The organism is Sphingomonas longa, assembly GCF_016892685.1.
GTDB classification, from domain to species: Bacteria; Pseudomonadota; Alphaproteobacteria; order Sphingomonadales; family Sphingomonadaceae; genus Sphingomonas; species Sphingomonas longa.
Window position 1 is genome coordinate 22,187 of record NZ_JAFEMC010000006.1, and the last position, 17,179, is coordinate 39,365.

At 64.7% G+C, this 17,179-nt stretch carries 10 protein-coding genes; 7 read left to right on the forward strand and 3 right to left on the reverse strand.

Features of this window, described 5'->3' with window-relative positions; all coding sequences use genetic code 11:
• Positions 1-401 precede the first annotated feature (401 nt).
• Positions 402-2,054, forward strand: coding sequence for a DUF5597 domain-containing protein (locus ILT43_RS16990; RefSeq protein WP_239474985.1), 1,653 nt, complete (start codon positions 402-404; stop codon positions 2,052-2,054).
• Between the two features lie 334 nt (positions 2,055-2,388).
• Here the strand turns inward: ILT43_RS16990 and ILT43_RS16995 are convergent, their stop codons facing one another.
• The 3 genes from ILT43_RS16995 to ILT43_RS17005 form a co-directional block, all read right to left on the reverse strand.
• Positions 2,389-4,677, reverse strand: a complete 2,289-nt coding sequence (locus ILT43_RS16995; protein ID WP_239474999.1) for a glycoside hydrolase family 31 protein — start codon at positions 4,675-4,677, stop codon at positions 2,389-2,391.
• 177 nt (positions 4,678-4,854) lie between these two features.
• Positions 4,855-7,236 carry a glycoside hydrolase family 3 protein gene (locus ILT43_RS17000; protein ID WP_239474987.1) on the reverse strand — a complete coding sequence of 794 codons (2,382 nt, stop codon included), beginning with the start codon at positions 7,234-7,236 and terminating at the stop codon, positions 4,855-4,857.
• Positions 7,178-7,402, reverse strand: a complete 225-nt coding sequence (locus ILT43_RS17005; protein ID WP_204200180.1) for a hypothetical protein — start codon at positions 7,400-7,402, stop codon at positions 7,178-7,180. The genes ILT43_RS17000 and ILT43_RS17005 overlap by 59 nt, the downstream gene beginning before the upstream one ends.
• A gap of 278 nt (positions 7,403-7,680) precedes the next feature.
• On the opposite strand from ILT43_RS17005, the gene ILT43_RS17010 reads away from it, so the two are divergent.
• The 6 genes from ILT43_RS17010 to ILT43_RS17035 all read left to right on the forward strand — a co-directional run bounded on the left by ILT43_RS17010 (position 7,681) and on the right by ILT43_RS17035 (position 16,898).
• Complete coding sequence (locus ILT43_RS17010; RefSeq protein ID WP_204200181.1) at positions 7,681-8,400, forward strand: FadR/GntR family transcriptional regulator; 720 nt, start codon at positions 7,681-7,683, stop codon at positions 8,398-8,400.
• Positions 8,401-8,705: 305 nt separating this feature from the next.
• Positions 8,706-11,642 carry a TonB-dependent receptor gene (locus ILT43_RS17015; protein ID WP_204200182.1) on the forward strand — a complete coding sequence of 979 codons (2,937 nt, stop codon included), beginning with the start codon at positions 8,706-8,708 and terminating at the stop codon, positions 11,640-11,642.
• A 79-nt stretch (positions 11,643-11,721) separates the two neighbouring features.
• A complete protein-coding gene (locus tag ILT43_RS17020) occupies positions 11,722-13,275 on the forward strand; it encodes a tryptophan halogenase family protein (RefSeq protein ID WP_204200183.1) in 1,554 nt (517 codons plus the stop codon).
• Positions 13,272-14,810: a tryptophan 7-halogenase gene (locus ILT43_RS17025; protein ID WP_204200184.1), complete on the forward strand. Its 1,539-nt coding sequence runs from the start codon at positions 13,272-13,274 to the stop codon at positions 14,808-14,810. The genes ILT43_RS17020 and ILT43_RS17025 overlap by 4 nt, the downstream gene beginning before the upstream one ends.
• 123 nt (positions 14,811-14,933) lie before the next feature.
• Positions 14,934-15,179, forward strand: coding sequence for a hypothetical protein (locus tag ILT43_RS17030; RefSeq protein ID WP_204200185.1), 246 nt, complete (start codon positions 14,934-14,936; stop codon positions 15,177-15,179).
• Between the two features lie 93 nt (positions 15,180-15,272).
• Positions 15,273-16,898, forward strand: a complete 1,626-nt coding sequence (locus tag ILT43_RS17035) for a family 43 glycosylhydrolase (RefSeq protein WP_204200186.1) — start codon at positions 15,273-15,275, stop codon at positions 16,896-16,898.
• Positions 16,899-17,179: the final 281 nt, after the last annotated feature.

Genomic DNA, 17,179 nt, shown 5'->3' on the forward strand with positions numbered 1-17,179 from the left:
CACGTGCACTGAAGGTGGCGCTGTCTCTCCGCCGCTCGGCGTCTCGTGTACGCCGTGCTCGACCTCGTAGCTGCTTGATCGGGCTGCCCGGAGCAATTGTACGCCTGCCAACTAGTCCTCAGCCGGCACTGCATTTTCGAGCCTGATTCCAGCCTCACCGGAGCCGCGACCCGGTTCGACATCGTTGAAGGGTAGCGCCAGACACCTTCGGGCATTCGGGCAGCACAAGGCGTCGAGCAGGGGTTCCTCAACACCCCGGTGGTTTCGTGCTTGGCCGCGATCGCCGAGGGACCGGGCCCTCCATTCGCGACGTCATTGTTCACGAACTTCGACGTGCCGCGTTGTGGCTTGAGAGCAGCCTGACGCTGACTTAAAACGCGTCCGGGGCACGATCGCTGGTCATGCTTTGCCGCCAGAGTAGGAAACCCGTGACACGTTTAGCCAACCTCGCCGCCGGCTTGCTGCTCGCCACCGCCACGCCGGGTTTCGCGCAGCCTGCCAAGACGGCCGTACCGCATCTGGAAACCCGGAATGGCCGTCACGCGCTATTCGTGGACGGTGCGCCGTTTCTGGTTCTGGCAGGCCAAGTCAATAATTCGAGCAACTATGCGTCGGCGCTGCCGCAGGTCTGGCCGGTGCTCGACCGCATCCACGCCAACACCATCGAAATTCCCGTCGCGTGGCAGCAGATCGAGCCCAGGGAGGGGCAGTTCGACTTCGGCTTCGTTCAGACGCTGCTCGACCAGGCGCGCGCGCATGACAAGCGGATCGTGCTCCTGTGGTTCGGAACGTGGAAGAATACGTCGCCCAGCTACACGCCGGATTGGGTCAAGCTGGACAATCGTCGCTTCCCCCGAATGAAGAACAAGGCGGGAGAGGATCATTACGTCCTGTCACCCATGGCGCGAACCACGCTGGAGGCGGACAAGCGCGCGTTCGTGGCGTTGATGACCTATTTGAAGGATCACGACGCGCAGAACACCGTAATCCTGGTGCAGCCCGAGAACGAGGTGGGAAGCTACCGCAATCCGCGTGACTACAGCGCCACTTCGAACACGTTGTTCGCACGCCCGATCCCGGCACCGCTGGCGCGCAAGGTCGGAAAGTCGGGCACTTGGACGGAGGTGTTCGCGGGGCAGGCGGACCGGGCCTTCAACACGTGGTACACGGCGAAATTCATCGATGAGATCGTGGCGGCCGGCAAGAAGGTGAAGCCGCTGCCGATGTACGTCAACGCGGCGCTGGCCGGGCCGTCCAATGTTCCCGATCCGACCGGTGTCGCCAGTGGCGGGCCGCAGCAGGACGTGCTCGACATCTGGAAGGCGGCGGCGCCGTCGATCGATTTCGCGGCTCCCGACATCTACGACAACGTCAGCAGGAATGTCGGCCTGTATCTCGACGCGTACAGCCGGCCGGACAATGCGCTGATGGTGCCGGAGATCGGCAATTCCCGTACGTTCGCGCGCTATTTTTACGACGCCGTCGGCCGTGGCGCGATCGGCTTCGCGCCGTTCGGCATGGATGATACCGGCTTCTTCAACTATCCGCTCGGGGCGAAGGCGCTGGACGCCGAGACGCTCGATGCCTTCGCCAAACCCTATGCAGTGTTCCAGGGCATGAACCGGGAATGGGCGAAGCTCGCCTTCGAGCATCCAACCTGGGGCGCAGGCAAGCCCGACGATGGCGCCCCGGTTTCGACGACGATGGGCGACTGGACGATCACCGCCAGTTGGGGCGAGTGGCAGTTCGGCATGAGGGAGTGGACCTGGCTGAAGTCGGAGCCAGCACCGTGGAGCCGGGAGCCGATCGGCGGCGTCGCTGTCGCCCAGCTATCCGCCGATCAGTTCCTGTTCACTGGCGACCACGTCCGTCTTACCTTCGCGACCCGGAAGGGCGGACCGGCGAACGGCATGGTCGTCAAGGTGGAGGAGGGGCGTTTCGTCAACGGCCAGTGGGCCACCGACCGCATCTGGAACGGCGACCAGACCGACTACGGCATCAACATCATCGATCGGCCTGTGCTGTTGAGGGTGACGATGGGTCGCTATCGCTGACGACGATTGCCGGACGCATCAGACCAGCCCGGGTCCGTCAAGCCGCAGCATGGGAACGAAGCCGTTCGCCGGGCGCGGCGTCCGATCGACGTGCAGGGCGTCGCCGTCGCGCCGGGGGCGGAACCAGTCGAGGTTGTCGTGGTGTCAGACTGACGAAATGCTTGCACCGGCACGCTTTTACCGTGCGAACAGCTCGTCGGGTACCTGTAGCAGGCTGCGGGCCAGCACATGATGGGCGATGCCGGCGGCGGCGACCCCGGCCAGGACAGAAGGGCGGGTGAAACCCATCATCATGTCCTCGCTTGCGCCACCGGCCCGGCGTTTTCGGCGCGCGCTATCGCGCGCCGATCACCTGCACCAACGCCGTTGCATCCTGACCGGTCGGCAGCTTGCCTACCGTCCGCAGCCGGCCGGTCGCGTCGTCCCACCGAAGCGTCGCGGTGGTGCCGTTCCTGCCGGCCTTGTACGCGTTGGTCACGCCGTCGTCGTCATAGATCGCGAAGCTGGCATCGGCGCCCGGATAGACCCGAATGCTCTCCAGGGCCTGCCTGGTCGCGGTGCTCGGCACCTGGACGCCCATCGGCACGATCGATCCCGCCCGCACGAACAGGGGGATGCGGTCGATCGGGGTGGGTACGGTCACGCTCTGACCGCCCGTATGCCGCTGGTTGGTCCAGTAGTCATACCAGTCTGCGCCGGCGGGCAGATAGACCGTGCGGCTCGTCTGGCCCTGCTCGGTCACCGGCGCGACGAGGAAGGCAGGGCCGAACATATATTCGTCGCCCATATTCGCGACGTTGGGGTCGTTCGGGAAATCCATGAACAGCGCGCGCATGAACGGTGCGCCGCTTTCATAGGTGTGGCGACCCAGCGAGTAGATGTAGGGCATCAACGCGTAGCGCAGCTTCAGGAAGCTCGCGAGCACCGGCTCGGCTGCGGTGCCATATTCCCAGAGCGCCGCTCCCGGCCGCTGTCCGTGGATCCGCAGCGTCGGCGTGAATACGCTATAGGCGAACCAGCGCGTGAACAGCTCCGGATAATCGGCATAGCTGGGCGCCATCGCCGTCGCCCCGGCCGGATCGAGCAGGACCGTCTTCTCCGCCTTGGGTCCGTTCGGCCATTGCCAGCCGCCGATATCACTTCCCCAATAGGCCATGCCGGTGGCGGTGAAGCCCAGCCCGGTCGGGATCTGGCGGCGATAGGCTTCCCATGTCGATTTGATGTCCGACGACCAGAACAGCGCGCCGTTGCGCTGCACACCCAGATACGCGGCGCGCGACAGGATCAGGTTGCGCATCTTCGGCCGGTCGCGCGCCGATCCCTCCGCAACACCGGTGGTGTGGAGCAGCGGGAAGATGTTGTGATAGCGGTCGCCAGAGCCGATCGAGAAGAAGTTGCCGTCGGGCACCAGATCAGGTTCGGTTTCGTCCAGCCAGAACCAGTCGAAGCCCTCGCTGGCGATGTTGTCGCGGATGCGATCCCAGAACCAGCTTCGGGCGTCGGGGTTGGTGGTATCGATCAACGCGCCCGCCCGGTCGGACCGGATCGGCAGCCCGTCGACGACGTTGCCGTCCTTGTCCTTCAGGAACCAGCCCTTGCTGGCGAGCATGTTGAAGTAGCGCGATTCCTTTTCGAACCGCGGCCAGACGCTGATGATCGAGCGCAGGCCCATGGCATGCAGCTTGTCGTTCATGCCCTTGGGATCGGGGAAATAGGTGCGGTCGATGTCGAGCTGGCCCATGCGTGACCAGTGGAACCAGTCGAGCACCATCACGTCCAGCGGCAGTTGTCGACTGCGATAGCCGTCTGCAATGTCGAGCAGTTCTTTCTGCGTTTCGTACCGTGCCTTGCTCTGGATCAGGCCAAACGCGGCTTTCGGCGGCAGCGGCGTCTGACCGGTCAGCCTGGCATAGCCGGCGTAGAGCTCGTCGGTGGTCGCACCGGTGATCACGAAGAAGGACACGCGCTCGCCGACTTCGGACTGCCAGTGGGTCGCATTATTCAGGCCGGGCGATACGGTGGTGACGGAGGGATTGTCCCAGACGATGCCATAGCCCTTGTTGGTGACCATGAAGGGGACGCAGACCGTCTCGCCTGCGGGAGCGTCATAGTTGTGGCGGCAGTCGATCGTCCGCCCCTTCAGGTCCAGGATGCCCTCCTGATTTTGGCCAAGCCCATAATAATGCTCGCCCGGCGCGACGGAGAAACTCGCGCCGACACGGAAGGTCTTCTCGCCATTGACGGTGTGCGGCGCCATCTCCCAACCGGTCATCTCGGTCAGCGGCTTGCCAGCGGCATCGGTGATCCGCAGCGCGACCGGTGGCAGCGACGGCGCGAAATACCGCTCCATCTGCGACGGCGCTTTGGGCCAAGGCTGCGCCTTGACGGTCAGCGTCAGTGCAGAGGAGGCGAAGACGTCGCCATCGGCATCGGTGCGGTGCGTCCACCCGGCGGAATCGGCTTTCGCATTGGGGCCGTCTCCCGGCGGAGCATCGGCCTGAGCCCGGTCGACGGCGATCGTCACGCGGACGATGTTGGGCGCATAAGGCTCGACCGACACCAGGCTGCCGTTGCGATTGACCGTGGCCATCGCCGTGGCCCCCGCGGCAGTGGGGAAAGCCATGGTCGCGAGCGACGTGCACGCCAGCAGCGCGTGCGGCAGGACCTTGAGAAGAGGCTGACGGGGGAAGACCGGCATGGGATTTCCTTGCAAGAGCATGACGTGCCGCGAGCACGCCGACATAAATTTAAGCGGGAATCGATCGATCGGGGCGTGAACCGCTGCAGTCGGATTCTTCGATCACTTCACGCCGCACCTGACCGGGCCGGCGGGCGCACTGCCGATTCGGATCGCCGAGACGTCGATGCTTAACGTGCCCGACGTGGCGAGGGCGAACGGCTTGACGATCGTTTTCATGTTCAGGCCCTGATCGGCGAAGCAGCGCAGCGGCACCGCAATCGTCGTCCAGTCGCCCTTGGTCAGCCCGCCGTTGAGCGGCACCGTCGCCGACTTCGCCGGATCGGCCATGCCCAAAGTGACGGGAGCGGACGGCGCAGCAGTGACGCGATAGTCGACGATCAGGCTCAGCTGACCATTCGTCTCCCGCGTGACGTCGATCGGCGTCGCCTGCTCGATCGCAGCCTCGCCGTTCCCCTTGCCGTTCCACACGAGCCGGAGGCTGTCTTCCTGCGCGCTGCGGTCCGTGCGCGTCTGAGCCAGCGGCCCGCCGCTGTTGAATCTTGCGCCGGCAACGACCCGGCCGCGAACAAACAGCGCGTTCTGGTCGCCCGCCGATACGGCTGGCCGGCTCTCGTCGAGCTTGGCGAGCGTCGATGTCGCACCATAGGTCAGGCCATAGCCGATCGGGAAAAGCGGATCATAGCCGGCGTCGCGCTTGTTCAGGACGTATTGGTCGAGGCGCTTGGGCCAGGAAAAGCTCAGCTTGCCGCGAAAGTCGTTGGCAGGGCGACCATCCTTGCCCGCGATCAGGACATCGGCGACACCGCCGCCTTCGGTTCCCGGCAGGAACGCGGCCACAAAGGCGTCGGCGGCATTCAGTTCGGGATTCACCCAGAGCGGACGACCCGACAGGAACACGGCGACGACCGGGATACCTGCCGCCTTCAGCTTCTTGAGCAGCGCCAGATCGCTCTTGTCGTCCGGACTATATTCCAGCGTCGGGCGGTCGCCGGTGAACTCGGCATAGGGCGTCTCGCCGAACACGACGATCGCGACATCGGGCTTTGCAGCATAGGTGCCGTCGACGGCCAGCATGGCCTTGCCGCCGCCGGCGCGGACCGCCTGATCGATACCCGACCAGATCGACTGGCCGTTCGGGAAGTCCTTGTTGGTGACATCCGTACCCTGCCAAGTGATCGACCAACCCCCGGCCTGCTGTCCGATATTGTCTGCGCCGCGTCCCGCCACGAGGATGTTGGCGGACGGCTTGAGAGGCAGGACGTTGCCGTTGTTCTTCAGCAAAACCAGGGACTCGCGTACCGCCTGCCGGGCAACCGCCCGATGCTCCGGCGCACCGAGCAGGGCGAACTTACCCGCGGTTGGCCGCGACGAGGGCCGTCCCGCATCGAACGTCCCGGCGATTACTTTGACGCGCAGGATACGACGGACCGCATCGTCGAGACGGGTGGCGGGGATCGTTCCGTCCTTTGCTTCGCGCAACGTGTTGGCATAGAGCTGCTTCCAGCCCGGACCGGAATACATGAACATGTCGAGCCCGGCATTGATGGCGGGCGCGCAATCCTCGTTGGTGCAGCCGGTCACCTGACCATGCGCGTTCCAGTCGCCAATCGTGAAGCCGTCGAAGCCCATCCGCTCCTTCAGGACTTCGGTCAGGAGGCTCTTGTTGCCGGTCATCTTCTCGCCGTTCCAGCTGGAGAAGCTCGGCATGACGGTCAACGCGCCGGCGGGAAGGGCGGTCAGGTAGCCGGCCGCGTGCACATCGCGCAGGACGGCTTCGGGAACCCTGGTGTCGCCCTGATCGCGACCGCCGGTGCCGCCGTCGCCCAGGAAGTGTTTAACGGACGAGATGACGTGGCCGGGCTTCATGAAATCCTGTCCGACCGTGCCCTGGATGCCTTCGACCATCTGGCCGGCATAGGCGGCGACGATCGTCGGATCTTCCGAATAGCTTTCATAGGTACGGCCCCATCGGTCGTCCTGAACGACCGCAACAGTGGGCGCGAAGCTCCAGTCGATACCCGTCGCGGCGGTTTCTGCGGCGGTCGCCGCACCGATTCGCTTGATCAGGGCGGGGTCACGCATGGCGCCCAAGCCGATATTGTGAGGGAACAGCGTCGCACCAACGATATTGTTGGCGCCATGCACCGCATCGGTGCCCCAGATCACGGGGACGACGGGGCGACCGTCGCTGCGCTTCACCGATGCATCGTAGAACGCATCGAACAGATTTAGCCACTCCGCCGCGGGAGCAAGCTCATCGTTGTTCGGCGCGCTATTGCCGCCGTTCAGGATCGAGCCGAGCTTGTACGTCTCAAGATCTTTGGGCGTGATGCTGGCGATGTCGACCTGCAACAACTGCCCGACCTTATCTTCGATCGACATCTTTCCGAGTAGCGCCTCGACACGTGCTTCGACCTTCGGATCACGTTGTCGCTTCAGCGGCAGGACCGGCCATTGCGGGGGATGCGCCACGGATGACATCGTTGTCACGCCGGGCAAAACTGCGGACTGCGATACGGCGGCGGATACCGGCATGCAGGCTGTCGAGAGTGCGATCGTGGCGCACGCCTGGTGTAAGCTGATGTGCATTCTTGATATCCTCGCCGACGATTTGCTTTTGCGCAGCGATCAAGCCGTCAACGGCCATCCTGTCAATAAAGCTTTCGGATTTATCCTACAGCTCGTGCGGTGGCGGGTAGCAGGCGGCACAGCAAAAGTAGCCGTGCCACGGTTCGGCCGACGGAAGCTATTCTCCTCGGGCTAACTGTCGGAACAAGCTGTGAAGAAAGAGAGCCCCACCCGGTGGGCCATGACAACCGTCTGCTCTCTGTGTTAACGTTACCGTCAAGCTGCCCCAGGCAACCACATGATCCTTGGATCGAGCGATGGTGCCTGTGAGAGCATCGTGGTGGGAGTGACGAAATCATGTCGGAGGACACCGTTCTTGACCGGTCACGGTCGGTGTACGGGCACGATGCTGTGGCCGCGAGGCTGGCTGCCGAGATCCTGTCCGGTGCTCGGCCTCCGGGCAGCCGTATGCCATCAGCGGAACAGTTATTCGAGCGCTTCGGCGTGTCTCGCGTTCTGGTGCGCGAGGTTGCGAAGACCCTGACCGCAAAAGGGTTGATTGCCGGCAAAAGCCGGGTTGGCACCGTGGTGCTGCCGCCGAGCGCATGGAACTGGTTCGACTCGGACCTGCTAACGTGGCGCGTCAGCGTCGGCTTGGATCAGGCGTTTCTCCGGCACCTCGCACAGATGCGGTATGCCGTGGAGCCGGCCGCGGCGGCGCTGGCGGCCGAACAGCATCAGGCGGTTCACATCCGGTCCATGAGGCAGGCATTGGGCGATATGGCGCAGGCCGGGTCCGATCGGCGTGCTTTCGGCGAGGCCGATCTGGCATTCCACATCGCGATCGCGCTGGGCTCCGGCAACCCGCTATTCCGATCCTTCGCTGGCGTGGTCGAGACGGCGCTGCGAGCTTTCCTGGGCTTGACCACGCCGCTGGACGCTTTCGCGATGGCTCAAACGGTGGCCACTCACGCGAGGATCGCCGATGCGATCGAGCAGCGCGACGCGGCGGGTGCCGGGTTAGCGATGAAGGCGGTGATCGATGAGGGATATGATCGCGTGAAAGGCACGGCCTGAGATGGGCGATCCGCAAACCAGCGAACGCAAGGCTGTGGATTTTCTCGCAACGGCAGGGTGCCAACTTCAACTGGTATAAGGCGCTTGCAATCGTGAATGATATTACTAATTATGGTAGCGGTAGCATCGCTGAGACGATGCGCTAGGCGCACGGCCAGCATGTTCGCTGGTCGGATAATGCTAGGAGAGGGGTTTCAATGCACGTTCAGACGCCAATTCGTCGACGCTCTACCGCACGAGCCGGCATCTCGTTGATGGCCGTGTTGGCGTCAGGGATCAGCGGTCAAGCCTGGGCTCAGGCGGAAGTGCAGGCCATCTCTCCGGATACGACGCAGGCGGCCGCGCCGGGAGCCGAACAAAATCAACCGCAGGCCGATTCTTCGGGTGATGTTGACATCGTTGTCACAGGTCGTCGCGCAGCTCTCGAAGCCGCGACCGAGCGCAAGCGCCGCAGCGAAACCATCGTCGACTCGGTCGTTGCCGATGATGCCGGCAAGCTGCCCGACAATTCCATCACCGAAGTGCTGCAGCGCGTGTCGGGCGTGTCGATCGTCCGGTTCGCCGCGCTCGGCGATCCCGATCACTTTTCCGTTCAAGGGTCCGGCGTTCAGGTGCGCGGGCTGACGGGCGTCGCGTCTCGGTTGAACGGTCGCGAAATTTTCAGCGCGAATAACGGCCGCGCCATCCTGTGGAGCGACGTCACGCCCGAATTGATGGCGGCGGTCGACGTCTACAAGGCGTCCACCGCGGACCTGATCGAGGGCGGCACCGGCGGCCAGATCGACCTGCGCACGAAGATGCCGTTCGACTTCAACGGCAAGTTCCACGTCGCCGGCACGGCGGAACTGAGCCTTGGAGATATGGCGAACAAGGCCGATCCGATGGGGTCGGTACTGGTCACCGACTCGTTCGACACGCCGATCGGTCGCATCGGCCTGCTCGCCGATATCGCGTACAGCCAGTTCAGCTCGCTGTCGCAGTTCATCCGCACCGAACCCTATTTCAAGACGAACGTCGGCGGCGCGGACCGGTTCATCCCCGGCGGCTTCACCTATGGTGATGAGGCGTTCCAGTACCGCCGCAACGGCATCTACGGCGCGGCCCAGTGGGCCCCCTCGGACGACCTGACCTTCACCGCCAGCTTCTTCCAGTCGCGCTACAAGAGCCAGTCGAGCGATTACGGGGCGCAGGTTTCGTCGCAAACGCTGGCGGTCGACCCCGCGACCAGCACCTTCGACGAAAACGGCCTGTTGCTGAAGACGAGTTCGCTGTTCAACCGCGACCCGGCGACATTCCTGCCCGGCGGGCAGGTGACGAGCAGCGGCAACAAGGGTTTTGTGGAAAGCGATACGCGCACCCGCGACTATTCGCTGTCCTTCGCGTGGGCGCCGGAGGGTGGCCCGCTGTCGATCACCGGCTCGATCCAGCGGGTCGATTCGCGGCAGATCTACGATCGCATCGACATCTTCCGCGAGGTCAGTTTCGGGCCGGCGTTCGGCATGGACCTGACCGGCGATCTCCCGCAGATCAGCGTCAGCCCTGCCACTCAGGCATCGTTCGCAGATCCCGCCAACTACTTCTGGTCGGCATCGATGCCCCACAACGAGCGCAACAGGGGTCGGCTGGATACGGCCCAGCTCGATGCGGAATACAAGTTCGACGATAGCTTCTTCCGGTCGATCAAGGTCGGTGGGCGCTACGCCAAGCGGACGGAGCGCGACCTCCAGAACGGTTATAACTGGACCGCGCTGGGCCGTGGCTGGAACGGCGATCCGCAGCTGACCTATGCGAACGCCGCGCCCGGAGATGTGTCGGCACATGCCTTTAAGGACTTCTTCCGTGGCGAGGCGCTGTTGCCGGGTAGCCTGCTGTTCGCGAGCGAAAGCCTGGCCGATCGGTTCAACGAGGACCGCACCGGTCTCGTCACGCCACCGCCGGCCGGCTTCTGCCCGCCGGGTACCGAATCCAACTGCTCGGCATCCGGTCCCCTGCCGCGCAGTGGCTATGGCGGGTTGTCCGGTATCCGGCAGCCGGGCTTCATCCTGCCGGGCGATCAGGTGGACAATCGTACGGAGAACATGGCTGGCTACGCCCTCGTTCGCTTCGGTCCGCAGGGGACGGCGAACGGCATCTCCGGCAATGTCGGCGTGCGCGTCGTCCATATCGAGAACGAAGGCAGCGGCTTCATCCAGCAGAATGGCAATACGTTCATTCGCAACGGCCAGACCGTGTCGCTGGGCACGCAGTTCATTGCGCGCGGCGGCAAGGCCGATTTCACGCGCGTCCTGCCGAGCGTCAATCTGGTCTTCTCGCCTTCGGATCGCGTGAAACTACGCGGCGGCTATAACATCACGCTGGACCTGCCGAGCTTCAACGCGCTGCGTTCGTCCGGCTCCGTCGGTGTCGCGACGACGAACAACCCCGTGGCGGGGCAGCCCGGCATCTTCACGAACTTTACCGCGGAGACGGGCAATCCGCTGCTGAAGCCGACGATATCGAACAATTTCGACCTGTCGCTGGAATATTATGGCGAGCGCGGCACGACGTTCCACATCGCGCCCTTCTACAAGCGCCTGACCGACCTGCCGATCTTCTCGCTGACGACGCGGCAGGTGCCGGTGGTGTTCACCAATGGCCAGACCGAGATCGTCAACGCCGCCGCCTCGGACTTCATCAACTCGCCTAAAGCCGCCACGATCAAGGGCGTCGAAGTCGGCGGACGCTTCTTCCTCGATATGTTCGACGGGCCGATCAGCGGGTTTGGCGTCGAGGCGAACTATACCTTCATCGACAGCAAGAACCCCGGCGACGTGTATCGGGACATCAATGGCGTGATCCGGTCGGACGCGCCACTGGTCGGCCTGTCCAAACACAACGCCAATGCCGCGTTGCTATACGAGCGTAACCCGTTCTCCCTGCGCGTCGCCTATTCCTGGCGGTCGAAATACCTGCAATCGACCAACAGCAACGGCACCAACCCGACGTATAACTATTATGCGACACCGGGCGCCGCGACGCCGATCCAGATCGCGCTGCCGGTCTACAGCGCCTCGTACGGGACGCTGGATGCGGGCGTCCGGTTCAAGGTGACGGAGAACTTCTCGTTCGGTGTGCAGGGGACGAACCTGACCGGGGCGACCGCGCGCACGTTGATGGGCGGGTATCCGGGCGGCAACCTGGTCGGTCGCAGCTGGTTCCAGAGCGATCGTCGCATCAGTACCGGCATCAATCTGTCATTCTGACGGACATCGGCTACCGTCGCTGCAACCGGGAGCGTTCCCGGTCACGGCGACGGCAGTCAAACCGGTTCGGGAGAGGCGGATGAGAAAGCAGATCCTGATCGTCGGCGGTGGCACGGCCGGGTGGCTGACCGCAGGGTATCTCGCCAAGCGCCTCGGTGCCGATCTGCCCGGCGGGGTTGCGATCACGCTGGTGGAATCGCACGACATCGGCGTCCTGGGCGTCGGCGAAGGCACCTTTCCCACGATCCGGCGAACGCTGGCGACGATCGGCATCGACGAGGCCGACCTCGTCCGCCGCTGTGGCGCGACCTTCAAACAGGGCGCCAAGTTCGTGAACTGGCGCAACGTACCGGGCGAAGGTGCGACCGACCATTATTCGCACCCGTTCCAGGTCGCGGATTCCAGCGGCGGGCTCGAACTCTTGCCCTATTGGTTGTTGGGCGAGGGCGGGACCGAGAACTGGGACGAGGTTTCCAATCCACAGAAAAAGGCGGCGGATGCCCGACGCGCGCCCAAGCTGCCGAGCCACGAGGATTATGTCGGGCCGCTCAACTACGCGTTCCACTTCGATGCGATCGCGCTGGCCGGGCTGCTGCGCGAGCAGGGGATCGCCAACGGCGTCCGGCACCTGATCGACACCGTAACGCAGGTGAGCCTCGACGCGGACGGCGCGATCGACAGCGTCTCGACCGAGCGGAACGGGTCGCTGACGGCCGATTTGTATGTCGACTGCACGGGTTTCCGGGCCGAGCTGATCGGCAAGGCGATGAACATCCCGTTCCGCTCCTGCCGCGACGTGCTGTTCTGCGACCGGGCGGTCGCCGCGCAGCTGCCGTACACGGGAGAGCGGGACCCGATCGCGTCCTACACCATCTCCACGGCGCAGCAGGCGGGATGGACGTGGGACATCGGGCTGGATCGCCGCCGTGGTATCGGCCACGTCTATTCGTCGGATCACACGGACGACGAGGCCGCCGAGCGCGTGCTGCGCGGCTATCTGGGTGCGGCAGGGGCCGATGCGGAGGTGCGCCGGTTCAAGTTCGATGCGGGGTATCGCGAAACCAACTGGCACAAGAACTGCGTCGCCGTTGGATTATCGAGCGGCTTTTTCGAGCCGTTGGAGGCAACCGGAATCGCCTTCGCCGAAGTGTCCGCCGGGATGATCGCCAACCTGTTTCCCTGGGGAGGCGATTACGAGACCTCGGCGCGGCAGTTCAACCTGAACCTGCGCCGCCGCTACGAACGCGCGCTGGACTTCATCAAGCTGCATTATTGCATCTCCGAACGGCGCGACACCGAATTCTGGCGCGACAACGTCGCCGCCGCGTCGATCCCCGACTCGCTCCATGAGATGCTCGATCGCTGGCGGTACCGGTGGCCGAACGAACTCGACATCGATGCCCAGATCGACATCTTCACCGAGCCGAGCTGGCAATATGTCCTGTACGGCATGGGCTGGAAGACCGATCTCAGCGCCAAGGCCGGCTCGCTCCGTTATCATGAGGATGCGCGGCGGGCATTCGCGGAGGTAAGGCGGCAGGCGGATTATGCCATTGCGAACCTGCCGTCGAACCGGGATCTGGTAGAATATGCCCGGTCGCATCGCTTCGGCCAGCGCCGGGCCGCGGCGTGAGCGCCGACGTACCCCGACCGATCCGCAAGGTCGTCATCGTCGGTGGAGGAACGGCAGGCTGGATGGCCGCTGCCGCGCTGTCCCGTCTGACCGCCGCCGGAGTCGCGATCACGCTGGTCGAATCCGAAGACATCGGGACGATCGGCGTCGGCGAGGCGACCATCCCGTCGCTACACGACTTCAACCGCCTGCTCGGGATCGACGAGGACGCATTCGTCCGCGCCACCCGCGCGACGTTCAAGCTGGGCATCGAGTTCGTCGGCTGGGGCCGCATCGGCGACCGGTACATGCATCCGTTCGGCACGCACGGCCGCGATGTCGAGGGCGTGAAGTTCCACCAGCTCTGGCTGCGGCAGTCGCGGATCGATGGCGCCGCCGGCGATGTCGGCCGGCTGGACGAATATTGCCTGTCCGCCGTCGCCGCGCACGCGGGCCGGTTCACGCGGCCTTCGGACAACCCGGCCACCGTGCTCGCCTCGCTAGGCTACGCGTTTCATTTCGACGCGGGGCTGTACGGGCGCTATCTGAGGCAGCTGTCGGAACGGACCGGCGTCACCCGGATCGAGGGCAGGGTCACGGCCGTCGAGCGATCGGAGCATAATGGTCATATCGCTGCGGTCGTGCTCGACGGAGGGCGGCGGATCGACGGCGAACTGTTCGTGGATTGCAGCGGCTTCCGATCGCTGCTGCTTGGCGATGCGATGGGCGTGGCGTTCGACAGCTGGCAGCATTGGCTGCCCTGCGACCGGGCGCTGGCGGTGCCGAGTACCAGTACCGCCGCGTTGCTGCCCTACACCCGCGCCACCGCCGGTACGGCGGGATGGCGGTGGCGCATCCCGCTTCAGCACCGCGTCGGCAACGGCCATGTCTATGCCAGCGCGTTTCAGGACGAAGCGCAGGCCGAGGACGATCTGCTGCGCGGCCTTGACGGCGCGGCGCTGGGGGATGCGCGCAGGCTTCGCTTCGTCGCGGGCGTCCGGCAGCGGCTATGGGAGGGCAACTGCGTCGCGCTCGGGCTCGCGGGCGGCTTTCTGGAACCGCTGGAGTCGACCAGCATCCATCTGGTGCAGTCGGGCATCTCGCGCCTGTTGAGCCTGTTCCCAGATACGGGGTTCGCCAGCGCCGAGCGCGACGAATACAACCGGCTGCTGCGGCTGGAATACGAGCAGATCCGAGATTTCATCATCCTGCACTATCATGCCACCACCCGCGACGATTCTCCCTTTTGGAACCACTGCCGGACGATGGACATTCCGGCTTCGCTGTCGGGCAAGATCGCACTGTGGCGCAGCCGGGCGCGCGTCATCCGCGATCAGGGCGGGCTGTTCACCGACGACAGCTGGATCGCGGTTCTGGCCGGTCAGGAGCCGGCACCGACTTCTTACGACCCGCTGGTCGATACGCTGCCGGTGGAGGAAGCGGGACGCTTCATGCACCACCTGCGCGACATGATCGCCAAGACCGCCGCGGCGATGCCACGCCACGACGCGTTCATTGACCGGCATTGTCGCGCCGATCTGGCGAACGCTGCATGACGTGGATGACATATCGGCACCTCCCAGTTGCGGTAGTGATGACGAACGCCGGGCCGCCGGGGTGCGCGGCGCAGGCACAGCGAGCGTTGGCGCGAACCGTCTTGCCCGACCGCGCGCGCGCGGGTGAGCCGATCGATCTTTCTGCCGGGGGCGTGCGTTCCGCGTGCGCTGGGTTATGCCGACATTCTGGCGCGGTTGAGGACGTCGGTGGACGAGTTCGATCTTCGCTCCGCGTGCTGTCACGGCACGTTTCACGACGTTGCTGGTACTGGGTTCAACGACGCGGTGCTACCGGGCGCAACCAAAACGCTCGTCGAGCTGGGACTGACGCCCCAAGCTGTCCGTGCGTTGCCGCAGACGGTCTTCTAGCGGAAGCGCAGTACTTCTCAGCCCGATATTCGGGCTCGGGGCGCGTCGGCGGGAGTATCCCACACTATCGACTCTCTACACCGGAACTCCAGCATGCATCCTTCGCGCCGTGAAGCCCTGACCCTCGCGCTGGCGACCGCGGGGGCTGCGGCGATACCAGCCGAGACCGCCGGGCAGTCGCGCCCCGACGCGGTGGCGTGCGACCGCGCACCCCGCCTGCACGGACGACCGGGGATGGAGGGACAAAGGCGAGCCAGTCTGGGCGATGGGCGATACGTCAATCCGGTGCTGTCGGGCGACCGGCCCGACCCGAGCATTCTGAAGGACGGCGCGGATTATTACGCTACCTTCTCGTCCTTCCAATATTATCCCGGCATTCCGATCTGGCATTCGCGCAACCTGATCGACTGGACGCCCATCGCGGCTGCGCTCCGCACGAACATCGGCATCGTCTGGGCGCTTGATATCGCCAAACATGATGGCCGCTACTTCATCTACATTCCGACGCTCGACGATTCCGAGCGCCCACAAAAGACGTTCGTCATCCACGCGTCGAGCATGAGCGGGCCGTGGAGCGAGCCCATCGACATGAAGCTGGACGGCTTCATCGATCCCGGCCACGCGGTCGGCGAAGACGGTCAGCGCTACCTGTTCTTCAATGGCGGTCGCCGGGTCCGCATCAGCGCCGACGGCCTGTCCGCCGTTGGGCCGGTCGAGCACGTCTACTCAGGTTGGCCGATCCCCGACGACTATGTGATCGAGGGTTTCGCCTTGGAGGGGCCGAAGGTCCTGCGCCGGGGCGAGTGGTTCTATCTGATTTCGGGACAGGGCGGGACGGCAGGACCGCCGACCAGCCACATGGTGGTGGTCGCGCGATCGCGCTCCATCGACGGGCCGTGGCAGAACTGCCCCCACAACCCCGTCGTCCGCACGCTCAGCCGGGACGAACCGTGGTGGTCGCGCGGGCACGGCACAGCCGTCGAGGCACCCGACGGAAGCTGGTGGCTGGCGTATCACGGCTATGAGAACGGATTCCGCACACTCGGCCGCCAGATGCTTTTGGAGCCGATCACGTGGACCGAAGACGGGTGGCCGCGCGCCGCGGGCGGCGACCTATCCACGCCGATCGCCGCGCCACGGGGCGGGTTGCCCGGACCGCATGGAACAACGCTATCGAACTTCTCGCCAGACATGTTCGGCACCAAGATGCAGTTCTTCGATCCGGCGAAGGGCGATTATCTGAGGCGGGCGAGCGTCGACGAGGGAGTGTTGACGCTGGCCGGGCAGGGGGTGGGGCCGGCAAACAGTTCACCCTTGCTGTTCGTGGCAGGAGACCGTTCGTATGAGCTGTCGGTGGAGGTCGAGATCCTGGGAACCAGCACCGCAGGGGTGACGCTCTTCTACAACGACAAGCTCTTCTGCGGCTTGGCCATCGGGCCCAGGCAACTCCATGCGTACCGGATCGGTCAGGAGGAGCGATGGCCGCCGGGAGCCAGGATCGACGCGACGCGATTGCACATCCGCGCCGTGAACGACGAGAACGTCGTGACGTTCTTCTACAGCCGCGACGGCCGGAACTGGACCAAGGATCGATCGGTGGAGGTAGCCGGGTACAATCATAACGTCGCCGACGGTTTCCTCAGCCTCAGGCCGGGCGTGTTCGCAGCCGGAGACGGCCGGGCCAGGTTCCGCAACTTCCGCTATCGCGCGCGTGGCTAGGTTATGGTTGACGATGACGCTGGCGCTGACGGCGACCGCGCATCCGCCGATTTTCCGGACAGCCCGGCCGTCGCGTCCTACACCTAGCGGAACGTAAAGGTCGGGGCCGGCGGATATGCGCCCAACATCGTCGTTAGCCAAGCCGAGCGCGGCCTTGCCTATCTGCGGACGGATATGGGCGGCGGTGCCGAGGCCGCGTTCAAACTTCTTCTCTTGGCCCGAGCCGCAAACTCAACCCTTCGCGACGAGCATCATCATCGTCGGATTGCCGGTCTGGTTCA

Bases quoted from the DNA above. Each gene is read 5' to 3' on its own strand.
- ILT43_RS16990 (WP_239474985.1), top strand. From the start codon at position 402: ATGCTTTGCCGCCAGAGTAGGAAACCCGTGACACGTTTAGCCAACCTC.
- ILT43_RS16995 (WP_239474999.1), bottom strand. From the start codon at position 4,677: ATGGCTTTCCCCACTGCCGCGGGGGCCACGGCGATGGCCACGGTCAAT.
- ILT43_RS17000 (WP_239474987.1), bottom strand. From the start codon at position 7,236: ATGTCATCCGTGGCGCATCCCCCGCAATGGCCGGTCCTGCCGCTGAAG.
- ILT43_RS17005 (WP_204200180.1), bottom strand. From the start codon at position 7,402: ATGGCCGTTGACGGCTTGATCGCTGCGCAAAAGCAAATCGTCGGCGAG.
- ILT43_RS17010 (WP_204200181.1), top strand. From the start codon at position 7,681: ATGTCGGAGGACACCGTTCTTGACCGGTCACGGTCGGTGTACGGGCAC.
- ILT43_RS17020 (WP_204200183.1), top strand. From the start codon at position 11,722: ATGAGAAAGCAGATCCTGATCGTCGGCGGTGGCACGGCCGGGTGGCTG.
- ILT43_RS17035 (WP_204200186.1), top strand. From the start codon at position 15,273: ATGCATCCTTCGCGCCGTGAAGCCCTGACCCTCGCGCTGGCGACCGCG.